This is a genomic window from Paenibacillus sp. KN14-4R (genome assembly GCF_052180255.1).
Lineage (GTDB): Bacteria > Bacillota > Bacilli > Paenibacillales > NBRC-103111 > Paenibacillus_AM.
The window spans coordinates 1,586,640-1,603,613 of sequence record NZ_CP197466.1 but is presented as its reverse complement, the minus strand read 5'-3'; the positions used below and the strand labels follow the sequence as shown (position 1 = coordinate 1,603,613).

The following is a 16,974-nucleotide window of genomic DNA, read 5'->3' as shown; positions in this document are numbered from 1 at the left end:
CCCCCTTAGTTTTGAATCATAACGCCATCTTCATCGTCACATTCACTAAGCAGCACTTCAATTGTCTCAAGCTTAGAAGAAGGGACGTTCTTCCCAACATAATCAGGTCTAATTGGTAGCTCCCGATGACCGCGGTCAATAAGAACTGCGAGTTGGATCATTCCAGGTCTGCCCAGATCAATAAGTGCATCCATTGCTGCACGCACTGTTCGGCCTGTGAAAAGCACATCATCGAACAGGATGACCTTCTTGTCTTTAATCGGAAGGTTTAATCCATTGGAGATTTCTTCAACAGACTTTACTTGGACTCGATCATCCCGGTAGGATGTAATGTCAATTTCGCCTACTGGAAGCGCAACACCCTCAATCTCTTCGATCAAAGCTGCGACTCGCTGCGCTAAATAGATGCCACGCGTTCGAATGCCGATGAGGATACAATCGTCTACCCCTTTGTTTTTCTCCAAAATCTCATGTGCAATGCGGGTTAACGCTCGACGAATCCCCATTTGATCCATCAGTAAATGCGTTTTTTCACTCATTATGAGCACCTCCTAGAATTCTCACAGCAATGTTTGACTACATAGAAAAAGCTCCTTACCACATAGGCAAGGAGCTCCACTCTAGACAGGTCGATTCGGACCATGTCCTCCCCAAATATACATCTGGGTAGACATAGACACACGGCTTGTATATACAAACCGACCCTAAATACTGTAGCGTTTACCTTGCCAGCCTCTCTGGACTGTTTTTAAAGGTACTTTTCGATTACGGAAATTATCGCACTTTCGACATAAAAAGTCAATATCCATTGATTGAAAAAACCATTTGTGCTATAAAGATGTAATCATGCATAATCAAGTTAGTCCCAAATTTCTAATAAATTGAACGGAGATGATATTTATGAGTGAAATGAACACAATGGAAATTATTAATTTTATCAAAGATAGCAAGAAGAAAACACCAGTAAAAGTCTACATTAAAGGTGATCTTACAAGCCTTGATTATGGTGCTCATGTAAAGGCGTTTATTTCAGGTGACAGTGGTGTAATTTTTGGTGAGTGGTCTGATATCCAGCCTGTATTTGAAGCTAACCATGCAAAAGAAGAAAATTACGAAATTGAATCCGATCGTCGGAACTCTGCAATTCCTTTATTAGATATGAAAGCAATCAACGCTCGTATCGAGCCAGGTGCAGTTATTCGTGATAAAGTATCTATCGGTGATAATGCAGTTATCATGATGGGTGCTGCAATTAATATTGGCGCAAGCATCGGTGCTGGCACAATGATTGACATGAATGTTACAATCGGCGGTCGTGTTCAAGTAGGTAACATGTGTCACATTGGTGCAGGTTCCGTTCTAGCGGGTGTAATTGAGCCACCTTCTGCACAACCTGTTGTCATTGAAGATAACGTACTAATCGGAGCAAACGCTGTCGTTCTTGAAGGTGTACGAATTGGACAAGGTGCTGTAGTTGCAGCTGGTGCAATTGTTGTTGCTGACGTTCCTGAGAATGCAGTAGTAGCTGGTGCCCCTGCTAAGATCATCAAAACAGTTGATGCGAAGACAAAATCCAAAACTGAGATTTTACAAGAACTCCGCCAGCTTTAAATCTGAAGGAGGTTCAGGGTATGGAAATCGAAGTGAGTCCTTACACAGCCATTCGCAGACAACTGCACCAAATTCCGGAGCCGGGTTTTAAAGAATTCAAGACTCAACGCTTTCTCCTTGACTATATCGCTAAACTTCCTCAAGAACGTTTAGAGATTCAAACTTGGGAGACAGGTATTCTGGTCAAAATTCATGGAAAAAACCCGAAGCTCACGTACGGATATCGTGCAGATATGGACGGCCTACCGATTAAGGAAGAGACATCTTATACGTTTCAATCTACACACGAGGGGTACATGCACGCATGCGGACATGACCTACACATGACAATTGGTTTAGGTATCCTTACTCATTTTGTTCAAAATGAGATTAATGATGATCTTGTTATCATTTTCCAACCTGCTGAAGAAGGTCCAGGCGGTGCGCAGCCAATGCTAAACAGCGCGCAGTTGCGTGCATGGAAGCCCGATCAAATTTTTGCGCTCCATGTCGCTCCTGAATATCCGGTAGGTACGATTGCAACAAGACCAGGCATTTTGTTTGCGAATACATCAGAGTTATTTATCGATCTTAAAGGAAAAGGTGGCCATGCCGCCTATCCGCATCAAGCCAATGACATGGTCGTCGCTGCCGCTCAATTGCTTACGCAATTGCAGACCGTAATCTCGCGTAATATCGATCCTTTAAACTCTGCTGTAATAACAGTTGGTAAAATTGAAGGCGGTACAAAGCAGAACATTATTGCTGAAAAGGCAAGACTCGAGGGTACGATTCGTACGTTATCAGCGGAAACGATGGTTCTCGTTAAATCTAGAATTGAAGCTTTAGTTCAAGGCATTGAGGTCGGTTTCGCTTGTCAGGCTGAGATTGATTACGGCGCGAATTACCGTCAAGTGTACAATAATGAAGAACTAACGAACGAATTTATGGACTGGGTAGACCAAAGCGACTTGATGAAAGTGATTCATTGTCGTGAAGCAATGACTGGTGAAGACTATGGCTATTTCCTTGATGAGATCCCTGGGTTCATGTTCTGGCTAGGTGTGGATACGTCTTATGGATTGCATCATTCTAAGCTTGAACCCGACGAACGCGCGATTGAACAGGCGATTCGCCTCATGAGTGCATACATCACATGGAAGTCTGCTCAGCAGCATGCTTAGGCTTGCATCAACTAATATGAAAAGCGTAAAATCCGTTACAAGGGTTTTACGCTTTTTCTTTTGTTAGCGAATGTAAGAAGAAAGATTCTCTCAAATAATAAAAAAAATGACCATCCAATTTCAATTCAATTGGATGGTCATTTACTTATAAATTCACTTCGCTATCGACTTTACAAAGCGCTCTAGACGCACCATAGCTTCCTGCAAGACTTCCATGGAGTAAGCATAGGAAATCCGAATGTACCCCTCTCCATAAGAGGAAAATGCATCTCCAGGCACAACCCCGACCCTCTCTTGCTCAAGCAACTTCATCGTAAAATCGAATGAACTCAAACCAAACTGTTCGATTGATGGGAAAATATAAAATGCACCCTCAGGCTTTGTCACTTTAAATCCCATTTCCACTAATCGACCATAGACAAAATCCAATCTCGCTTTATATTCCTTCTTCATTGGATCCGCATCATGAATACCATTCATCAATGCTTCCAAAGCCGCATACTGGCTGATAGAGCTTGCACAAGTCACATTATATTGGTGCACTTTCACCATATGCTGACTTATCGCTGCAGGAGCAAAGGTAAAGCCAATACGCCATCCTGTCATTGAGTGCGACTTAGATAGTCCGTTAATGACGATTGTCTTCTCTCGCATACCTGGGATGGCAGCAATCGAATGGTGAGTAGGACCATAGATCAATTCACTGTATATTTCATCAGAGATTACGAATACATCTTTATCTTGTAAAAGAGCTGCAATGTCATTTAGCTCAGTCTCATTCAACAATTGGCCAGTTGGGTTAGATGGGTAGCATAGAACGACTGCGCGAGTCTTCTCTGTTAAGTTCGCAGCAATGAGGTCAGCAGTTAGTTTAAACTCATGCTTCGTCGTATCCACCAGTACAGGCACCCCTCCCGCCAGACGAATAAGCGGCTCATAGCCAGGGTATATAGGTGCTGGAAGAATCACTTCACTGCCCTCAACAAGAATGGTCCGAAGGGTTATATCGAGCGCTTGGCTCGCTCCTGTCGTCACAATCACTTCATCTTCAGCTTTGTAGACAAGACCATACTTTTGCTCTATAAAATGACTTACCGCCCTGCGAAGCTCGATTAGGCCATGATTCGGTGTATACACGGTCTTATGGCTATTAATCGCATCAATACCCGCTTCCAAAATATGTTCAGGTGTTGGAAAATCGGGCTGGCCTATTGTTAAAGAAAGAACGTTATCATATTGACTAATGAGATTAGCAATTTTACGGATACCGGAAATTTGGATCTCTTTTACCCTTGGATTAACGAGATGTTCCATGTTCTCTCCCCCATGTTTCATCGTCCTAGCGATTGCGCAAATTATGAAGCAATTGTTCCATATCCGCAGGAAGCGGTGCTTCAAATTCATGATACTTCTCTGTACGCGGATGAACAAAGCCTAATAATGCAGCATGTAATGCTTGTCCGCCCACCATCGTAATATTTTTATTACGACCACCATAAGCAGGATCTCCAACAAGTGGATGACCGATAAATTTCATATGCACGCGAATTTGATGGGTGCGGCCTGTTTCTAGCTTAAGCTCCACAAGTGTACAATCCCCAAATCGCTCAATAACAGAGAAATGGGTCACAGCATGTTTGGCGTTTTTATCTGTAACCGTGTATAGCTTTCGATCATATGGGTCTCGCCCAATTGGTGCGTCAATCGTTCCTTGCTCATGTGCAACATCACCATGCACGATAGCTAAGTATTTACGATTCACACTATGTGCTTTTAGCTGATCAGCTAAACTTGAATGTGAAAGATCATTTTTTGCCGCCATCAGAAGTCCTGAAGTATCCTTATCAATGCGATGAACAATACCAGGACGCATTACACCATTTATACCTGATAAGTCCTTACAATGGTAAAGAAGCGCGTTAACAAGCGTTCCATTTGGATGTCCCGCTGCAGGATGCACAACCATACCGCGGGGCTTATTCACGACAATGACATCACCGTCTTCATATACAACTTCAATTGGGATATCTTCTGGCCCGATCTCAGATTCTTTGGATTCCGGTACAACAAGTGTGAGTACATCACCAGTTACTAGCTTGTAATTAGGTTTTACGACAGAACGATTCACACGAATACACCCATCTTTTACCCATTGCTGTACTTGCGTCCGCGAAACATCGTCTAAGCTTTCTGTAAGAAACTTATCGATTCTCTCTCCGCTTTGCATTTGATCAACGACCCACTCTTGCTCTTCTTGCACGTCCCAATCGATATTCTCTTGAAGATCTAGGCCATCGCCCGAATTACCCATTCGCATTCCCTCTACTTTCTTTTCTCCAAACTACAAAAGTATCGATCAGTGCGAAACAGACACCAATCACAATCGCACAATCCGCTACATTAAAAATCGCGTATTCATAATCAATGTGCTTACCAAACAAATCAAACACAAAATGGAAATGGAAAAAATCTGTTACTTCACTAAAGAGAATACGATCAATAAAATTACCAATCGCGCCTCCAAGAATTAAACACAATGCCCATGAAAATAAACGACGACCTTCGTGTGCGATTTTACGCAAATAGATCACTATTCCAATTACAACAACAGTTGTGACGACAATAAAGAACCAGCGCTGACCCATCAAGATGCCGAACGCCGCTCCTCGATTTCGATGGGAAGTTAATTGAAAAAACTCACCTATTACTGAAATCGATTGCCCTACTTCCATTTGATGCCGAATAAGCAATTTCGTAATCTGATCTACGATAATAACGATTAGTGCATATAAATAATAAAGCATGCTCCACTTCCCCTTTGCATCCAAACATATACCTCACTATTGTAGCAAGGATTTACCTCTATTCAAAATATCCTGCTATGCTCACAATACTTAATAAGAAACCCGATTGAAGGGAGCTGTGAGATCTAGTGTATCATTTGACCAATTCAGAGCTATTTGAATTAAAAAAGCAACTCCAGAATGAACAAAAGTTCTTAAAAGAACATGCCGGCCAAGATGGCTCATTCGGCTTATCAAACTCATTGCGTGAAGCAAGCGGTGAACTATCAGCTTATGACAATCATCCTGGAGACACGGCAACTGAGCTTTATGAAAGAGAAAAAGACATCGCCCTGCAAGAAAATTACGAAGAACACCTAAACGAAGTTAATAAAGCTTTAGTTGCTATGCAACAAGGTACTTATGGCATATGCCGTACATGCAATACCCCCATTGATTATGAGCGACTTCAAGCCGTACCGACAACCCTTTATTGCAAAACACATTCACCAAGTCAACATTCATCAGACCGTAGGCCAATCGAAGAAGAATTCCTTGCACCTCCATTTGGTCGTACAAGTATGGACGAACGCTCAGAATGGACGGGGTTTGATGGTGAAGACGCTTGGCAAATTGTTGCAAGTTGGGGCAACTCCAACTCTCCAGCAATGTCTGAAAATCGTGATGTAACTAGCTATGATGAGATGACCATCGAATCGGATGAAGCAGATGGTTATGTTGAACCATTCGAGAGCTTTCTGGCAACGGACCTCTATGGCAAGCAGCTGTCTGTTGTACGCAATAAAGCGTATCATCAATATATACACGATGGTGAAGGCGAAGCATTACTTGAATTTGATGAATCTCAGCAAGATGAATATTGACCCAGAAGATCAACTATTTATTTTCTAAGTGCCAATTCCTTCTGCACATAATTCACAATCGTCGTAATGTAGTCACCAATAATAGGCAGTCCCAATGAACCAAGAACTTCTAGCAAATAAAGAACTGTTCCCGTAAATATTGTAAAACCCACTGCAATTCCGAAGCCTTTGGATATACCTCCTATGAAGTTAAGCCAAATTAATCGACGTGGGCGGTTCAACAACTGCAAATAATCGGCAACATGCAGCCTTTGCATGTGCTCTGCCAGTTCACTTATCTTTTCGTTTAACTTTTCCAGAAGTGTCTCATTACAATGTTCTTGCTGTTCTGTTTTGTGGTCATCGTGTTGATTCATACTTCTGCCTCCAGTTGCTTTTACTCATCATGTAAAAAACAATGGAAACGAGCTCTCCGCGTAGCAGTATGCATAAAAGCATCTCTAGCTTAGCGCGAAAGCTCGTTTTTAATGTATGACTACTCCATCATTTCTTTATAATGAGTATCGACAACTTCGGAACATCTTACGCATAAAGTTGGATATTCCTCGCTATTACCTACTTCAGGTTTCACCATCCAACAGCGTTCACACTTCTCACCGTCAGCAACCGTAACTGCAATAGATAACTTCTCAGACTTCAAGGCTTCACTTGGTGCTTGCTTACCAGCATCATGAATCTGAACACTAGACACAACAAACAACTGCTCTAGTTCTTGCATCTGTTGAAGCAAAGCATGTGCTTCTGTATTCGGATAAAGAGCAATAGCAGCTCCAAGCGGGTCACCAATCACTTTTGCCTTACGTGCTTCTTCTAGCGCTTTAAGCACTTCATCGCGCACTTCAAGGAAGTCATTCCATTTCTTTTCCAGTTCAGCATTAAAAATGTCTGTATTGACAGTTGGCATTTCGCTTAATTGAACGCTGATTCCTTCAACTCCTGGGATGAACTTCCACACTTCATCTGAAGTATGTGGCAGAATTGGCGAGATCAACTTCGTGATACTAAGTAGAACATCATATAGTACCGTCTGTGCCGCTTTACGCTCAACCGCATCTGCAGCATCTACATAAAGACAATCTTTCCGCACATTCATGAACAAAGAACTCATCTCAACCGCACAGAAATGATGAATTTCTTGATATACAACATGGAACTCGTAATTTTCATATGCATTTAGGACTTTATCCATCATGCGATTCAAGCTGATCAATGTGTACTGTTCAAGCTCTTTCATATCAGCAAAATTAACACGATCTGCCTTCGGATCAAAGTTTCCTAAGTTACCAAGCAAGAAGCGAAGTGTGTTACGAATCTTACGATAACCTTCGCTCGTTTGATTCAAAATGTTATCTGAAATTCGCACATCTGATTGATAGTCAACAGAAGATACCCATAGACGTAGAATATCTGCTCCTAATTTATCCGCGACTTTAATTGGATCTACTGTGTTTCCAAGTGATTTGGACATCTTGCGACCTTCACCGTCTAGCGTAAATCCATGGGAAAGGATGGCTTTATAGGGTGATTCCCCTCTAAGTGCCACACCTGTGATAAGTGAGGAGTTGAACCAACCGCGATATTGGTCAGAACCTTCCATGTACAAGTCAGCAGGCCATTGAAGTTCAGGACGTGCTGCCAATACCGCATGATGAGAGGAACCAGAATCGAACCATACGTCCATGATATCTTTTTCTTTACTGAAATCATGATGACCACATGCTGCACAAGTCGAGCCTTCTGGCATTAACTCTTTTTCCGAACGAATAAACCAAGAGTTGGAACCTTCTTTTGCAAATAAATTTGCTACATGATCAATCGTGTGCTCGTTCACAAGTGGCTCGCTGCATTTGCGGCAATAGAAAATTGGAATAGGTACACCCCATACACGTTGACGAGAAATACACCAGTCTCCGCGATCCGCGATCATATTGTGTAGGCGAGTCTCGCCCCAACGCGGTGTCCATTTCACTTTCTTAATCTCATCGAGCATCTCAGCACGGAATTTATCAATAGACGCGAACCATTGTTCTGTCGCACGATAAATAACAGGTTTCTTGGTACGCCAATCATGTGCGTATTGGTGCTTGATTGTAGCTTGGTGCAGCAAGTGGCCATTTTCCACTAAATGCTCAACCACTAGCTTACTTGCTTTTTCATAAAATAGACCTTCATAACCAGGTGCTTCAGCAGTCATATGACCTTGATCGTCTACCGGGCATAGCACACCAATCTTGTATCTTTGTCCAATACCAAAGTCTTCTTCCCCATGTCCTGGTGCAGTGTGTACGCATCCCGTACCTGCATCAAGCGTTACATGTTCGCCTACCATGACAAGTGACTCACGATCATAGAACGGATGCTGGCAAGTTACATACTCCAATTCGCTGCCTTTTACTTTAGATAGAATTTCTACTTCGCCCCAACCAATGGCTTGAGACACAGATGCAAGTAGTCCTTCAGCGACAACATATTTCTTACCTTCCACATTCACCACAACATATTCAAAATCTGGATGAACAGAAATCCCTAAGTTAGCCGGCAATGTCCAAGGTGTCGTCGTCCAGATGATAATAGCTGCATCCTGTGGAAGTTTACCTTTACCGTCTTTTACATCAAAAGCAACATAGATTGAAGTTGAAACTTTTTCACGATATTCAATCTCTGCCTCTGCAAGTGCACTTTCTGAGGACGGAGACCAGTACACAGGCTTTAGGCCCTTATAGATATAACCTTTATTTACCATCTCACCGAATACTCGAATTTGCTGTGCTTCGAATTCAGGTTGCAAAGTGATGTACGGATTGCTCCAATCGCCACGAATACCTAGACGACGGAATTGCTCTTTCTGTTTTTCCACCCATTGCAGAGCATATTCTTTACAATATTCACGGAACTCAGAGATGCCCATTTGCTTGCGATCCACTTTACCCGAATTTGTAATTGCTTGTTCAATCGGTAAACCGTGTGTATCCCAACCAGGTACATAGGGTGCATCATAACCTTGTAAAGATTTGAAACGAACGATAATATCCTTGATCACTTTATTCATCGCATGACCAATATGAATATCTCCATTCGCATAGGGAGGACCATCATGAAGAATAAACTTAGGTTTACCTTTACGACTCTCCTTCACTTTCGAATAAATATCAATTTCATCCCACCATGCTTGCATATTCGGTTCAGCTTGCGGCAGATTTCCTCTCATTGGAAAATCTGTTTTAAGTAAGTTTAATGTTTTACCGTAATCCATTTTCTGTCCAACCCCTTCTATAATCCTTCAATGAAAAACAAAAAAACTTCTCATCCCAAAAGGGACGAGAAGTTATACTCGCGGTACCACCCTAGTTAAAACGACAATAAACTCATTCATGAATTTGAATCAGCTGGGACACGATGCCCCTCGTTTTCACTTGTTAATTGATAACGGAATTACCCGATACTCTCTACTTCAATTTCAAGAGATACTCCTGGGGGATTTTCATCCGACGCAATGGTTAGGCTCACACCATACCCTAACTCGCTGACACTGCATGTAACGGAATACTCGACCCAGTCCTCGATTTGTAAACATGTTCAGTTAACAGGAGTATATCGAATTCATTGTTTATAGTCAATATTTCCTTAGTTCTGATGTTCAGCAGGTGCAGCTTCAAGAGAAGCCCAATCCTCTGTACTCAAGAGCTCAAGCTGCGCTTCAAGCAAAGTACGGAATCTTGTTCTATAAATAGATGCCTGTTTTTTTAGTTCTTCCACCTCTAAAGCAACTTTGCGGGATTTCACTAAAGATTCATTAATGATACGATCCGCATTCTTCTCTGCTTCCTTGAGGATGAGTTGTGCTTCTTTCTTTGCGTTGCTCTTCACTTCATCTGCCGCTTCTTGCGCCACGATGATTGTCTTGCTTAATGTTTCTTCTATGTTTGCAAAATGACCTAGACGTTCTTCCATCGTCAAGACCTTATTTTGAATTTCTTTATTTTCGCGAATTAATGATTCATAATCCTTAATAATCTGATCCAGAAATTCATTAACCTGATCTTCGTCATATCCACGAAAAGATCTCGAAAATTCTTTATTGTGAATATCTAATGGCATGATCGGCATTGGTGCACCCCCTGAAAAATAAAAAAGAAACAAAACGACATTATATTACTTTCGACAAAAACAAGGAAATTCCTTTAAATAATAATTAGATCTTCATGCATATTTCCCTATTTTTACACGTAATCTGCCTTTTTTTGTCAAACCCTCCACCTCAAGTACCTTAAACCTTCCGAATCCTTGCAAGGAAACGACGTCGCCTTCCTTTAACTCCTTACTTGGACTCAGTTCAGGTTTCCAATTCACTCGACATTTACCCGCTTGGATAGGTTGGACAATTTTGGCACGAGAAAGCCGCCATGCATCACTTAGAATGCCATCGAGCCTCATAGACGCAACGGAGAAACTTAGTTCCTCCAGTTTTTGTACAGAGATTTCGAGTTTGGATATCGGTAAGATCTCCGTCTGGACATGTACACGATGCACTTGCGACAACTGTAGATGCATGTAAGAAATGGCTTCAGATGCGATCACGATATGTGCGGTATGAATATTTACGTGGATATCTCCAACTTTATCCCGCTTCATACCAACATTCAAGACAGCACCCATAAAATCCCCATGCTCAAGGGAAGCAAATTTACTATCATCAGATTGGATCTGCAGCACTTCAAGACCGAAATCTTCTTCTTCCAATTCCCGATAAGACGGTCCAATAATAGCCCGCTTCCGTTCAGCACTTGGCGTTCCACCATTGAAAATACAATGAACATCCAAATTCCGGTTAACAAGTGTTGTCAAAATAAAAGCTTGACGAGGATCAAGAAAATCAGTCCTCGTCACTGCATGACTATCTGCAGCACGCGTTATCCATTCCAATGCTCGATCTACAAAGTGTCGTTCATCTGGATGAAAATGCGCATAAAATTCTTTATTCATAGCAAATCACCATCTAAAACATTATTAATGAAAGTACGTAGACTACACCTTGCTGCAAGAAGATCAGTGCGAATAGAGCTACGATTGGAGAGAAATCGATTGGCCCCAGTGGTGGGACGAAACGACGAAACGGAGATAAATACGGTTCAACTAATCGACTAAGCAACATACCAATTGAGCTCTCACGAGCATTAGGGAACCAGCTTAGCAAGATATACGCAATAATCATATAACGATAAATTAAAAATAGGGTATCAATTGTTTTAAAAACACTAATATCCACGAACTCACCTGCCTTAATCCTAATTATGTCTGACTCTCATACATCAAATCCGAGATAGAGCCCTGAATCTCCATCGAATCCGGTGTGCACAAATAAATACTCGGACCAAGCTTAGATATCGAACCGTTCAAAGCATACACGGTACCACTTAAAAAATCAACTATTCGAATTGCCACGTCCGAACGGATGCGTTGCAAGTTCACGACAACTGCTCGTCGACTGCGCAGATGATCGGCTAGCTCCTGTGCATCTTCAAAAGAACGAGGTTCAAATAGTACTACACGAGAGTTTTTCTGCGAATGAATCGATACGATGTTATTTTTCGAGCGTTGACGATTTTCATTCGTATTATATTCCGTTTCTTCTTCCTCATGTTGATTATTCGGCTGTTGGAACTTATCCATCTCTCGTTCCCGCACTTTATCAAACTCCACCTCTTGCTCTTCTTCTTGCAATCCTATATAGTTCATAAACTTCTTGATGACTCCCATCTTTCATTCCTCCTTAATTAAGAATTCAGGAATTATTTGGCTGATTTAACAAGGACGGAGCCCAGCCTTACAAATGTCGCACCTTCCTCAATAGCCACTTCATAGTCGTTGGACATCCCCATCGACAAATGGCTAATCTCATAAGGCAGGATTTGACGTTTATTTAATTCATCCCGCAATTCACGAAGTCCTCCAAAAACAGGACGTGTATCTTCTGGTTCTCCTTCAAATGGCGCCATCGTCATTAAACCTTCAATTCGAATATGCGATAATGAACCGATTTGTTTCACAAAATCATAAAGCTGCTCTGGTGCTAAACCATACTTAGATTCTTCACCTGATACATTTACTTGAATGAAACAACGTTGAACAAAACCAAGCTTTGCTGCTGCTTTATTCAACTCAGTTGCAAGCGACATTCGATCTAAAGAATGAATATATGCAAACTTACCCATAACATCTTTCACTTTATTCGTCTGCAAGTGACCGATAAAATGCCATTCACCTTGATTACCAAGCAATTCCCACTTCACTTTTGCATCCTGCCAACGGTTCTCACCGATATGTTTGAATCCATGTGCTAATACTTCCTCGGTTTCCGGAATGCCCACATACTTGGTTACCGCTATTACTTGAACGCTTCGAGGATCTCTACCTACTCGAGAACAAGCCGCGGCAATCGATGATTCAATGTGTTCGATTCGCTGCTGCATGGTCATTGCTGCCTTCACCTCACTTCTATTTCCGCTCGCTATTCATTCATTGCCATCCAAGCAACCATTCTACCGGTTTGTCCACCTTCTTTGCGGTGGGAGAAGAATAGCTCTGTATGGCAACTGGTGCATAATCCTGATACTTCGATATGAGTCGACAATATTCCTGCTTTTAATAACATGGCCTGATTGAAAAGTTGTAAATTCAACATGTATTTTCCTGTATCAACTATTTCTTGTAGAATTCCATCCGTGCCTATACCTATTTTCCGCAAGGGTTCAAAATGGATTTTTACACGATCTGCAATTCGGTCATCCACCTCGTAGCAGCATCCACCAATAGATGGACCTACAACCGCTTGAATGTCCTCGGGTTGACAGTCAAAAGCTGATCTCATCTTATCCACAGTAACACCTGCAATATCGAGGACGCTCCCCTTCCAACCTGCATGGGACAAAGCAATAACACGCTTCACCGGATCCCAAAAAAATAAAGGTACGCAATCCGCATACATCATACATAGACAAATACCTGTCTCATTAGTGACCAATCCATCTACAGCTTGGATCGCATCTTCTCTTGAAGAATGCCCTTTTCCTTTATCAGATCCTGTTACAATGACAACATCACAACCATGCACCTGCTCCGCATATGTGCATGTATCTGGCGAGATGGATAACGCGCTTGCTACGAGCTCCCTGTTTCGCACAACATCCTCAGATAAATCTTGCACATGCAAACCACAATTAAGTGAATCAAACGGCGCTTGACTTACTCCCCCAATACGAGATGTGAATCCAGCAGTTATCCGTGAATCATCTTTCATCCAATTGGTTAATTTCATCAATGTCGGGTGCTGCTGTTGATCTATTCTTGTAAAAGGTTCTCTATGTTCCATGATCATCCTCCCGCTCCTTGTGTCATCCCTCCCATAAGTGTATCACACCAGAAGATACGACTCCACCGTCCTTACTTAGGCGGGGTTTCAAGTTTCTTTAGGTCATATAAAAAAGCACACGATAGTCGGTCCTTTTAGGGTTACCGAACCTTACGTGTGCAATCTTCATGAGCGATACTGTTTATTGTATTCATACGAAGTATCGCCTTCTTCTACTGCCCGATACATGCGACCCTCATCTAACTTCACCAAAACAACATCCATTCCGATTTTCACAATATTTTTCCACGGAATGATCACATCCGTACTGCCCCCGAACATTCCAAAAAATTTCCCTTGTGTGGGGACAATAATTGCATCAATACGCCCTTGTTTGAGATCCAGCTCTAAATCACTAACTTGACCAAGCTTTTTCCCGTCGACAATGTTAATAACATCCTTCGTTTGAAAATCCGATATTTTCACGGGAATTCACCACATATCCTTGTTTTTTTCTAGTATATGTGGAAAGTGGGCAAACATTGACTACGATTTTACATGCTTTTGCATTTGCGAAATAGCTGACTTCTCTAAGCGTGATACTTGTGCCTGTGAGATGCCAATTTCATCTGCTACTTCCATCTGGGTTTTTCCATCAAAGAAACGCATCGATAAAATTAATTTCTCGCGATCACCCAGTCTGCGCATCGCCTCACGAAGTGCAATCCCTTCAATCCAGGTCATATCTTTGTTCCGCTCATCAGAAATTTGATCCATGACATAGATCGGATCTCCACCATCATGATAAATAGGTTCAAATAATGATACCGGGTCCTGAATCGCATCAAGTGCAAATACAACATCTTCTTTGGGTACATTAATCGCTTCTGAAATTTCAAATATCGTAGGTTCTCGCGAGTTCATATTCGTTAAAGAATCACGCACTTGAAGAGCTTTATACGCAATATCTCGCAGCGATCGAGACACACGAATTGGATTGTTATCACGTAAATAACGACGAATTTCTCCAATAATCATCGGTACAGCATAAGTGGAAAATTTTACATTTTGCCCCAAGTCAAAATTGTCTATTGCTTTCATAAGGCCAATACATCCTACTTGAAAAAGATCATCTACATATTCTCCACGATTATTAAAACGCTGAATGACGCTCAACACTAATCGCAGGTTCCCATTTACTAACTTCTCTCTTGCTCCACGCTCATTTTGAGTCTGCAATCGTGTAAACAAATCGCGCATCTCAACGTTGGTTAGAACGGGTAGTTTGGCAGTATCAACGCCACAGATCTCAACTTTGTTACGGGTCATCGTGAATACCTCCCAAGGAGAAACATTAATGTCAATTATGTCCTTGGGAGTGAATTTTATGCGTAAAAAAATGGTGACCATTTGAAGAGGATCACCACTTGAAAACGCTTTACACGAAAGCCGGGAAGGATTGTTGTCGCTTACACCATTTTATTAAATTCTTTACGAAGTCGCTTAATAATTCGTTTTTCCAATCGAGATATGTAAGACTGAGATATTCCAAGTAAATCAGCAACATCCTTCTGGGTCTTTTCCTCCCCATCTTGTAATCCAAATCGAAGTTCCATGATGATACGTTCTCGTTCTGTCAACTTGTCGAGTGCTTTTTGGAGCAGTTTACGATCAACCTGCTCTTCAATATTCCGATATATCGTATCATTCTCCGTACCAAGAACATCAGAAAGCAACAACTCGTTGCCATCCCAGTCAATATTAAGAGGTTCATCAAACGATACTTCCGTACGGATTTTAGAATTGCGACGAAGATACATGAGAATTTCATTTTCAATACATCTTGAAGCATAAGTAGCCAGTTTTATCTTCTTCTCCGGATCAAATGTATTGACAGCTTTAATTAATCCAATCGCACCGATAGAGATTAAGTCTTCAATGTTAATCCCTGTATTCTCGAATTTACGAGCAATATAAACGACGAGCCGCAAATTACGTTCAATCAGCATAGCTCGGATAGCACCATCACCGGAAGAAAGCTTATCAAGCAGATATTCTTCCTCTTCCTTGGACAGTGGTGGCGGAAGCGCTTCGCTGCCCCCAATATAATAGATTTCATCGCCTTTTAGTCGAAGTAAAATTAAAAGACGATAATAACGTATTTGCAGCCAAAGCTTCCATTTCACGAGCATGTAAATTTCCTCCCGATTTCACGAATAATAGTTTTATGATACGCTCTCTGCAACCAAAGCTGGATGAATGATTGCTTGATAAGAACCGTCACGGCACAAATGACCACCGTCCAATCCAATTAACACTTTTACCGATTCGGTTTGTCCATTATCATGAGTAACGATGACCCGATCAGGTTTTATAGCTAACATAAATTGACTTGATCTGTTCACACCTCGATATGGCACAAGGCGAAGTCGATCCTGCCATTTGCATTCTTCTTCACCTAATGAAGCTAATAAAGCCTCTGACTGTGAAAGACGAATAAGCTCAAGCCATTTACTGGGCAATATCTGTTCCCACTGTGATACTTCCATCACCATCACAGGAAGTCTAGTAAGCGGATCATACAGTTGATTTCCTGTATCAATTAACCCCATACAACTCCAATTAAAATCTTCTACTTCCACATATACACGGGCTAAATATGTCATGAGCTGCTCTCTACGCTTCTGGATCGCGAACATCTTGCGAATGAGGATCAACATCAGCGCAGCTATAACTGCAATGAATAAAAGCGTTATCTGTGGCGTATACATGAATCCGTTGTGTGTGAAAATGATGCCGTTCATGAGTTCATCTGATGATTGCATGGCATACTTGATCCCATAAATACCACCGCCTACTACAAAATTCACGACATAGAACAATCCATAATGCCGCAAAAAATTTGCAAGACTCTTAAATGGAAAAGCAACCAGAATCATCATGACAGAAAAGAACATTTTCACGAAAAAAGTCATGGAAAAGGAGAATTCAGGAAAGAACATCATTACGACATAGGATGCACCAATTACGGCAGATAATAGCAGCCTCCACCAAATGACTTGCATCTTACGAATTTTTATAGTCGTATACAGAATGATTCCATCCATTATAAAGTTAAGTAAAAAAATGAGATCCAAGTAAACAATCACTCTCTCACCTCCTGAGAGATAAGATCAGTATAATGA

Annotated in this window: 19 protein-coding genes and 1 other annotated feature; of the genes, 3 read left to right on the top strand and 16 right to left on the bottom strand. The window is 41.6% G+C overall.

Annotated elements, in window-relative coordinates; genetic code table 11:
- Positions 1–5: 5 nt before the first annotated feature.
- On the bottom strand, positions 6–539 hold the full coding sequence (pyrR, locus tag ACSBOP_RS07480; protein ID WP_442603795.1) for a bifunctional pyr operon transcriptional regulator/uracil phosphoribosyltransferase PyrR: 534 nt from the start codon (positions 537–539) through the stop codon (positions 6–8).
- Positions 540–900: 361 nt separating this feature from the next.
- On the opposite strand from pyrR, the gene dapD reads away from it, so the two are divergent.
- Together dapD and ACSBOP_RS07470 are read left to right on the top strand one after the other, a co-directional pair.
- The gene (dapD, locus tag ACSBOP_RS07475; protein ID WP_442603794.1) at positions 901–1,611 is read left to right on the top strand and encodes a 2,3,4,5-tetrahydropyridine-2,6-dicarboxylate N-acetyltransferase; all 711 of its coding nucleotides are present in this window, start codon (positions 901–903) and stop codon (positions 1,609–1,611) included.
- Between the two features lie 20 nt (positions 1,612–1,631).
- Positions 1,632–2,774 carry an N-acetyldiaminopimelate deacetylase gene (locus tag ACSBOP_RS07470; RefSeq protein WP_442603793.1) on the top strand — a complete coding sequence of 381 codons (1,143 nt, stop codon included), beginning with the start codon at positions 1,632–1,634 and terminating at the stop codon, positions 2,772–2,774.
- Between the two features lie 153 nt (positions 2,775–2,927).
- Here ACSBOP_RS07470 and ACSBOP_RS07465 read toward each other — a convergent pair whose 3' ends face one another.
- From ACSBOP_RS07465 to lspA, 3 genes are read right to left on the bottom strand one after another with little or no spacing between them, the layout of a single operon-like run.
- Positions 2,928–4,088 carry an aminotransferase A gene (locus ACSBOP_RS07465; protein WP_442603792.1) on the bottom strand — a complete coding sequence of 387 codons (1,161 nt, stop codon included), beginning with the start codon at positions 4,086–4,088 and terminating at the stop codon, positions 2,928–2,930.
- 25 nt (positions 4,089–4,113) lie between these two features.
- Positions 4,114–5,085, bottom strand: a complete 972-nt coding sequence (locus ACSBOP_RS07460; RefSeq protein WP_442603791.1) for an RluA family pseudouridine synthase — start codon at positions 5,083–5,085, stop codon at positions 4,114–4,116.
- Positions 5,078–5,578, bottom strand: coding sequence for a signal peptidase II (gene lspA / locus ACSBOP_RS07455; protein ID WP_442603790.1), 501 nt, complete (start codon positions 5,576–5,578; stop codon positions 5,078–5,080). Before lspA ends, ACSBOP_RS07460 begins: the two co-directional genes overlap by 8 nt.
- Before the next feature lie 128 nt (positions 5,579–5,706).
- On the opposite strand from lspA, the gene ACSBOP_RS07450 reads away from it, so the two are divergent.
- Positions 5,707–6,441: a TraR/DksA C4-type zinc finger protein gene (locus ACSBOP_RS07450; protein ID WP_442603789.1), complete on the top strand. Its 735-nt coding sequence runs from the start codon at positions 5,707–5,709 to the stop codon at positions 6,439–6,441.
- A gap of 17 nt (positions 6,442–6,458) precedes the next feature.
- Here the strand turns inward: ACSBOP_RS07450 and ACSBOP_RS07445 are convergent, their stop codons facing one another.
- The 12 genes from ACSBOP_RS07445 to spoIIGA all read right to left on the bottom strand — a co-directional run bounded on the left by ACSBOP_RS07445 (position 6,459) and on the right by spoIIGA (position 16,938).
- Positions 6,459–6,797 (bottom strand): DUF5665 domain-containing protein, encoded by a 339-nt coding sequence (locus ACSBOP_RS07445; RefSeq protein WP_442603788.1) that lies wholly within the window; start codon positions 6,795–6,797, stop codon positions 6,459–6,461.
- 119 nt (positions 6,798–6,916) lie between these two features.
- Positions 6,917–9,694 carry an isoleucine--tRNA ligase gene (ileS, locus tag ACSBOP_RS07440; protein WP_442603787.1) on the bottom strand — a complete coding sequence of 926 codons (2,778 nt, stop codon included), beginning with the start codon at positions 9,692–9,694 and terminating at the stop codon, positions 6,917–6,919.
- 57 nt (positions 9,695–9,751) lie between these two features.
- Positions 9,752–10,010: a binding site (T-box leader), on the bottom strand.
- Positions 10,011–10,065: 55 nt separating this feature from the next.
- Complete coding sequence (locus ACSBOP_RS07435) at positions 10,066–10,548, bottom strand: DivIVA domain-containing protein (RefSeq protein ID WP_442603786.1); 483 nt, start codon at positions 10,546–10,548, stop codon at positions 10,066–10,068.
- A gap of 93 nt (positions 10,549–10,641) precedes the next feature.
- Entirely contained in the window at positions 10,642–11,424 is a 783-nt protein-coding gene (locus ACSBOP_RS07430; protein ID WP_442603785.1) for an RNA-binding protein, read from the bottom strand.
- Positions 11,425–11,437: 13 nt separating this feature from the next.
- Complete coding sequence (locus ACSBOP_RS07425; RefSeq protein WP_442603784.1) at positions 11,438–11,707, bottom strand: YggT family protein; 270 nt, start codon at positions 11,705–11,707, stop codon at positions 11,438–11,440.
- A 23-nt stretch (positions 11,708–11,730) separates the two neighbouring features.
- Entirely contained in the window at positions 11,731–12,198 is a 468-nt protein-coding gene (locus ACSBOP_RS07420; RefSeq protein WP_442603783.1) for a cell division protein SepF, read from the bottom strand.
- A gap of 32 nt (positions 12,199–12,230) precedes the next feature.
- Positions 12,231–12,917: a YggS family pyridoxal phosphate-dependent enzyme gene (locus ACSBOP_RS07415; RefSeq protein ID WP_442603782.1), complete on the bottom strand. Its 687-nt coding sequence runs from the start codon at positions 12,915–12,917 to the stop codon at positions 12,231–12,233.
- 32 nt (positions 12,918–12,949) lie between these two features.
- A complete protein-coding gene (pgeF, locus tag ACSBOP_RS07410; RefSeq protein WP_442603781.1) occupies positions 12,950–13,810 on the bottom strand; it encodes a peptidoglycan editing factor PgeF in 861 nt (286 codons plus the stop codon).
- A 165-nt stretch (positions 13,811–13,975) separates the two neighbouring features.
- A complete protein-coding gene (locus ACSBOP_RS07405; RefSeq protein ID WP_442603780.1) occupies positions 13,976–14,275 on the bottom strand; it encodes a YlmC/YmxH family sporulation protein in 300 nt (99 codons plus the stop codon).
- Between the two features lie 60 nt (positions 14,276–14,335).
- Positions 14,336–15,118, bottom strand: coding sequence for an RNA polymerase sporulation sigma factor SigG (sigG, locus tag ACSBOP_RS07400; protein WP_258206057.1), 783 nt, complete (start codon positions 15,116–15,118; stop codon positions 14,336–14,338).
- A gap of 140 nt (positions 15,119–15,258) precedes the next feature.
- Entirely contained in the window at positions 15,259–15,981 is a 723-nt protein-coding gene (gene sigE / locus ACSBOP_RS07395) for an RNA polymerase sporulation sigma factor SigE (protein ID WP_442603779.1), read from the bottom strand.
- Positions 15,982–16,014: 33 nt separating this feature from the next.
- A complete protein-coding gene (gene spoIIGA, locus ACSBOP_RS07390) occupies positions 16,015–16,938 on the bottom strand; it encodes a sigma-E processing peptidase SpoIIGA (protein WP_442603778.1) in 924 nt (307 codons plus the stop codon).
- Positions 16,939–16,974 lie beyond the last annotated feature (36 nt).

Coding starts and splice junctions, on each gene's coding strand:
- pyrR (WP_442603795.1), bottom strand. CDS start 539: ATGAGTGAAAAAACGCATTTACTGATGGATCAAATGGGGATTCGTCGA.
- dapD (WP_442603794.1), top strand. CDS start 901: ATGAGTGAAATGAACACAATGGAAATTATTAATTTTATCAAAGATAGC.
- ACSBOP_RS07470 (WP_442603793.1), top strand. CDS start 1,632: ATGGAAATCGAAGTGAGTCCTTACACAGCCATTCGCAGACAACTGCAC.
- ACSBOP_RS07465 (WP_442603792.1), bottom strand. CDS start 4,088: ATGGAACATCTCGTTAATCCAAGGGTAAAAGAGATCCAAATTTCCGGT.
- ACSBOP_RS07460 (WP_442603791.1), bottom strand. CDS start 5,085: ATGGGTAATTCGGGCGATGGCCTAGATCTTCAAGAGAATATCGATTGG.
- lspA (WP_442603790.1), bottom strand. CDS start 5,578: ATGCTTTATTATTTATATGCACTAATCGTTATTATCGTAGATCAGATT.
- ACSBOP_RS07445 (WP_442603788.1), bottom strand. CDS start 6,797: ATGAATCAACACGATGACCACAAAACAGAACAGCAAGAACATTGTAAT.
- ileS (WP_442603787.1), bottom strand. CDS start 9,694: ATGGATTACGGTAAAACATTAAACTTACTTAAAACAGATTTTCCAATG.
- ACSBOP_RS07435 (WP_442603786.1), bottom strand. CDS start 10,548: ATGCCGATCATGCCATTAGATATTCACAATAAAGAATTTTCGAGATCT.
- ACSBOP_RS07430 (WP_442603785.1), bottom strand. CDS start 11,424: ATGAATAAAGAATTTTATGCGCATTTTCATCCAGATGAACGACACTTT.
- ACSBOP_RS07420 (WP_442603783.1), bottom strand. CDS start 12,198: ATGGGAGTCATCAAGAAGTTTATGAACTATATAGGATTGCAAGAAGAA.
- ACSBOP_RS07415 (WP_442603782.1), bottom strand. CDS start 12,917: ATGACCATGCAGCAGCGAATCGAACACATTGAATCATCGATTGCCGCG.
- pgeF (WP_442603781.1), bottom strand. CDS start 13,810: ATGGAACATAGAGAACCTTTTACAAGAATAGATCAACAGCAGCACCCG.
- sigG (WP_258206057.1), bottom strand. CDS start 15,118: ATGACCCGTAACAAAGTTGAGATCTGTGGCGTTGATACTGCCAAACTA.
- sigE (WP_442603779.1), bottom strand. CDS start 15,981: ATGCTCGTGAAATGGAAGCTTTGGCTGCAAATACGTTATTATCGTCTT.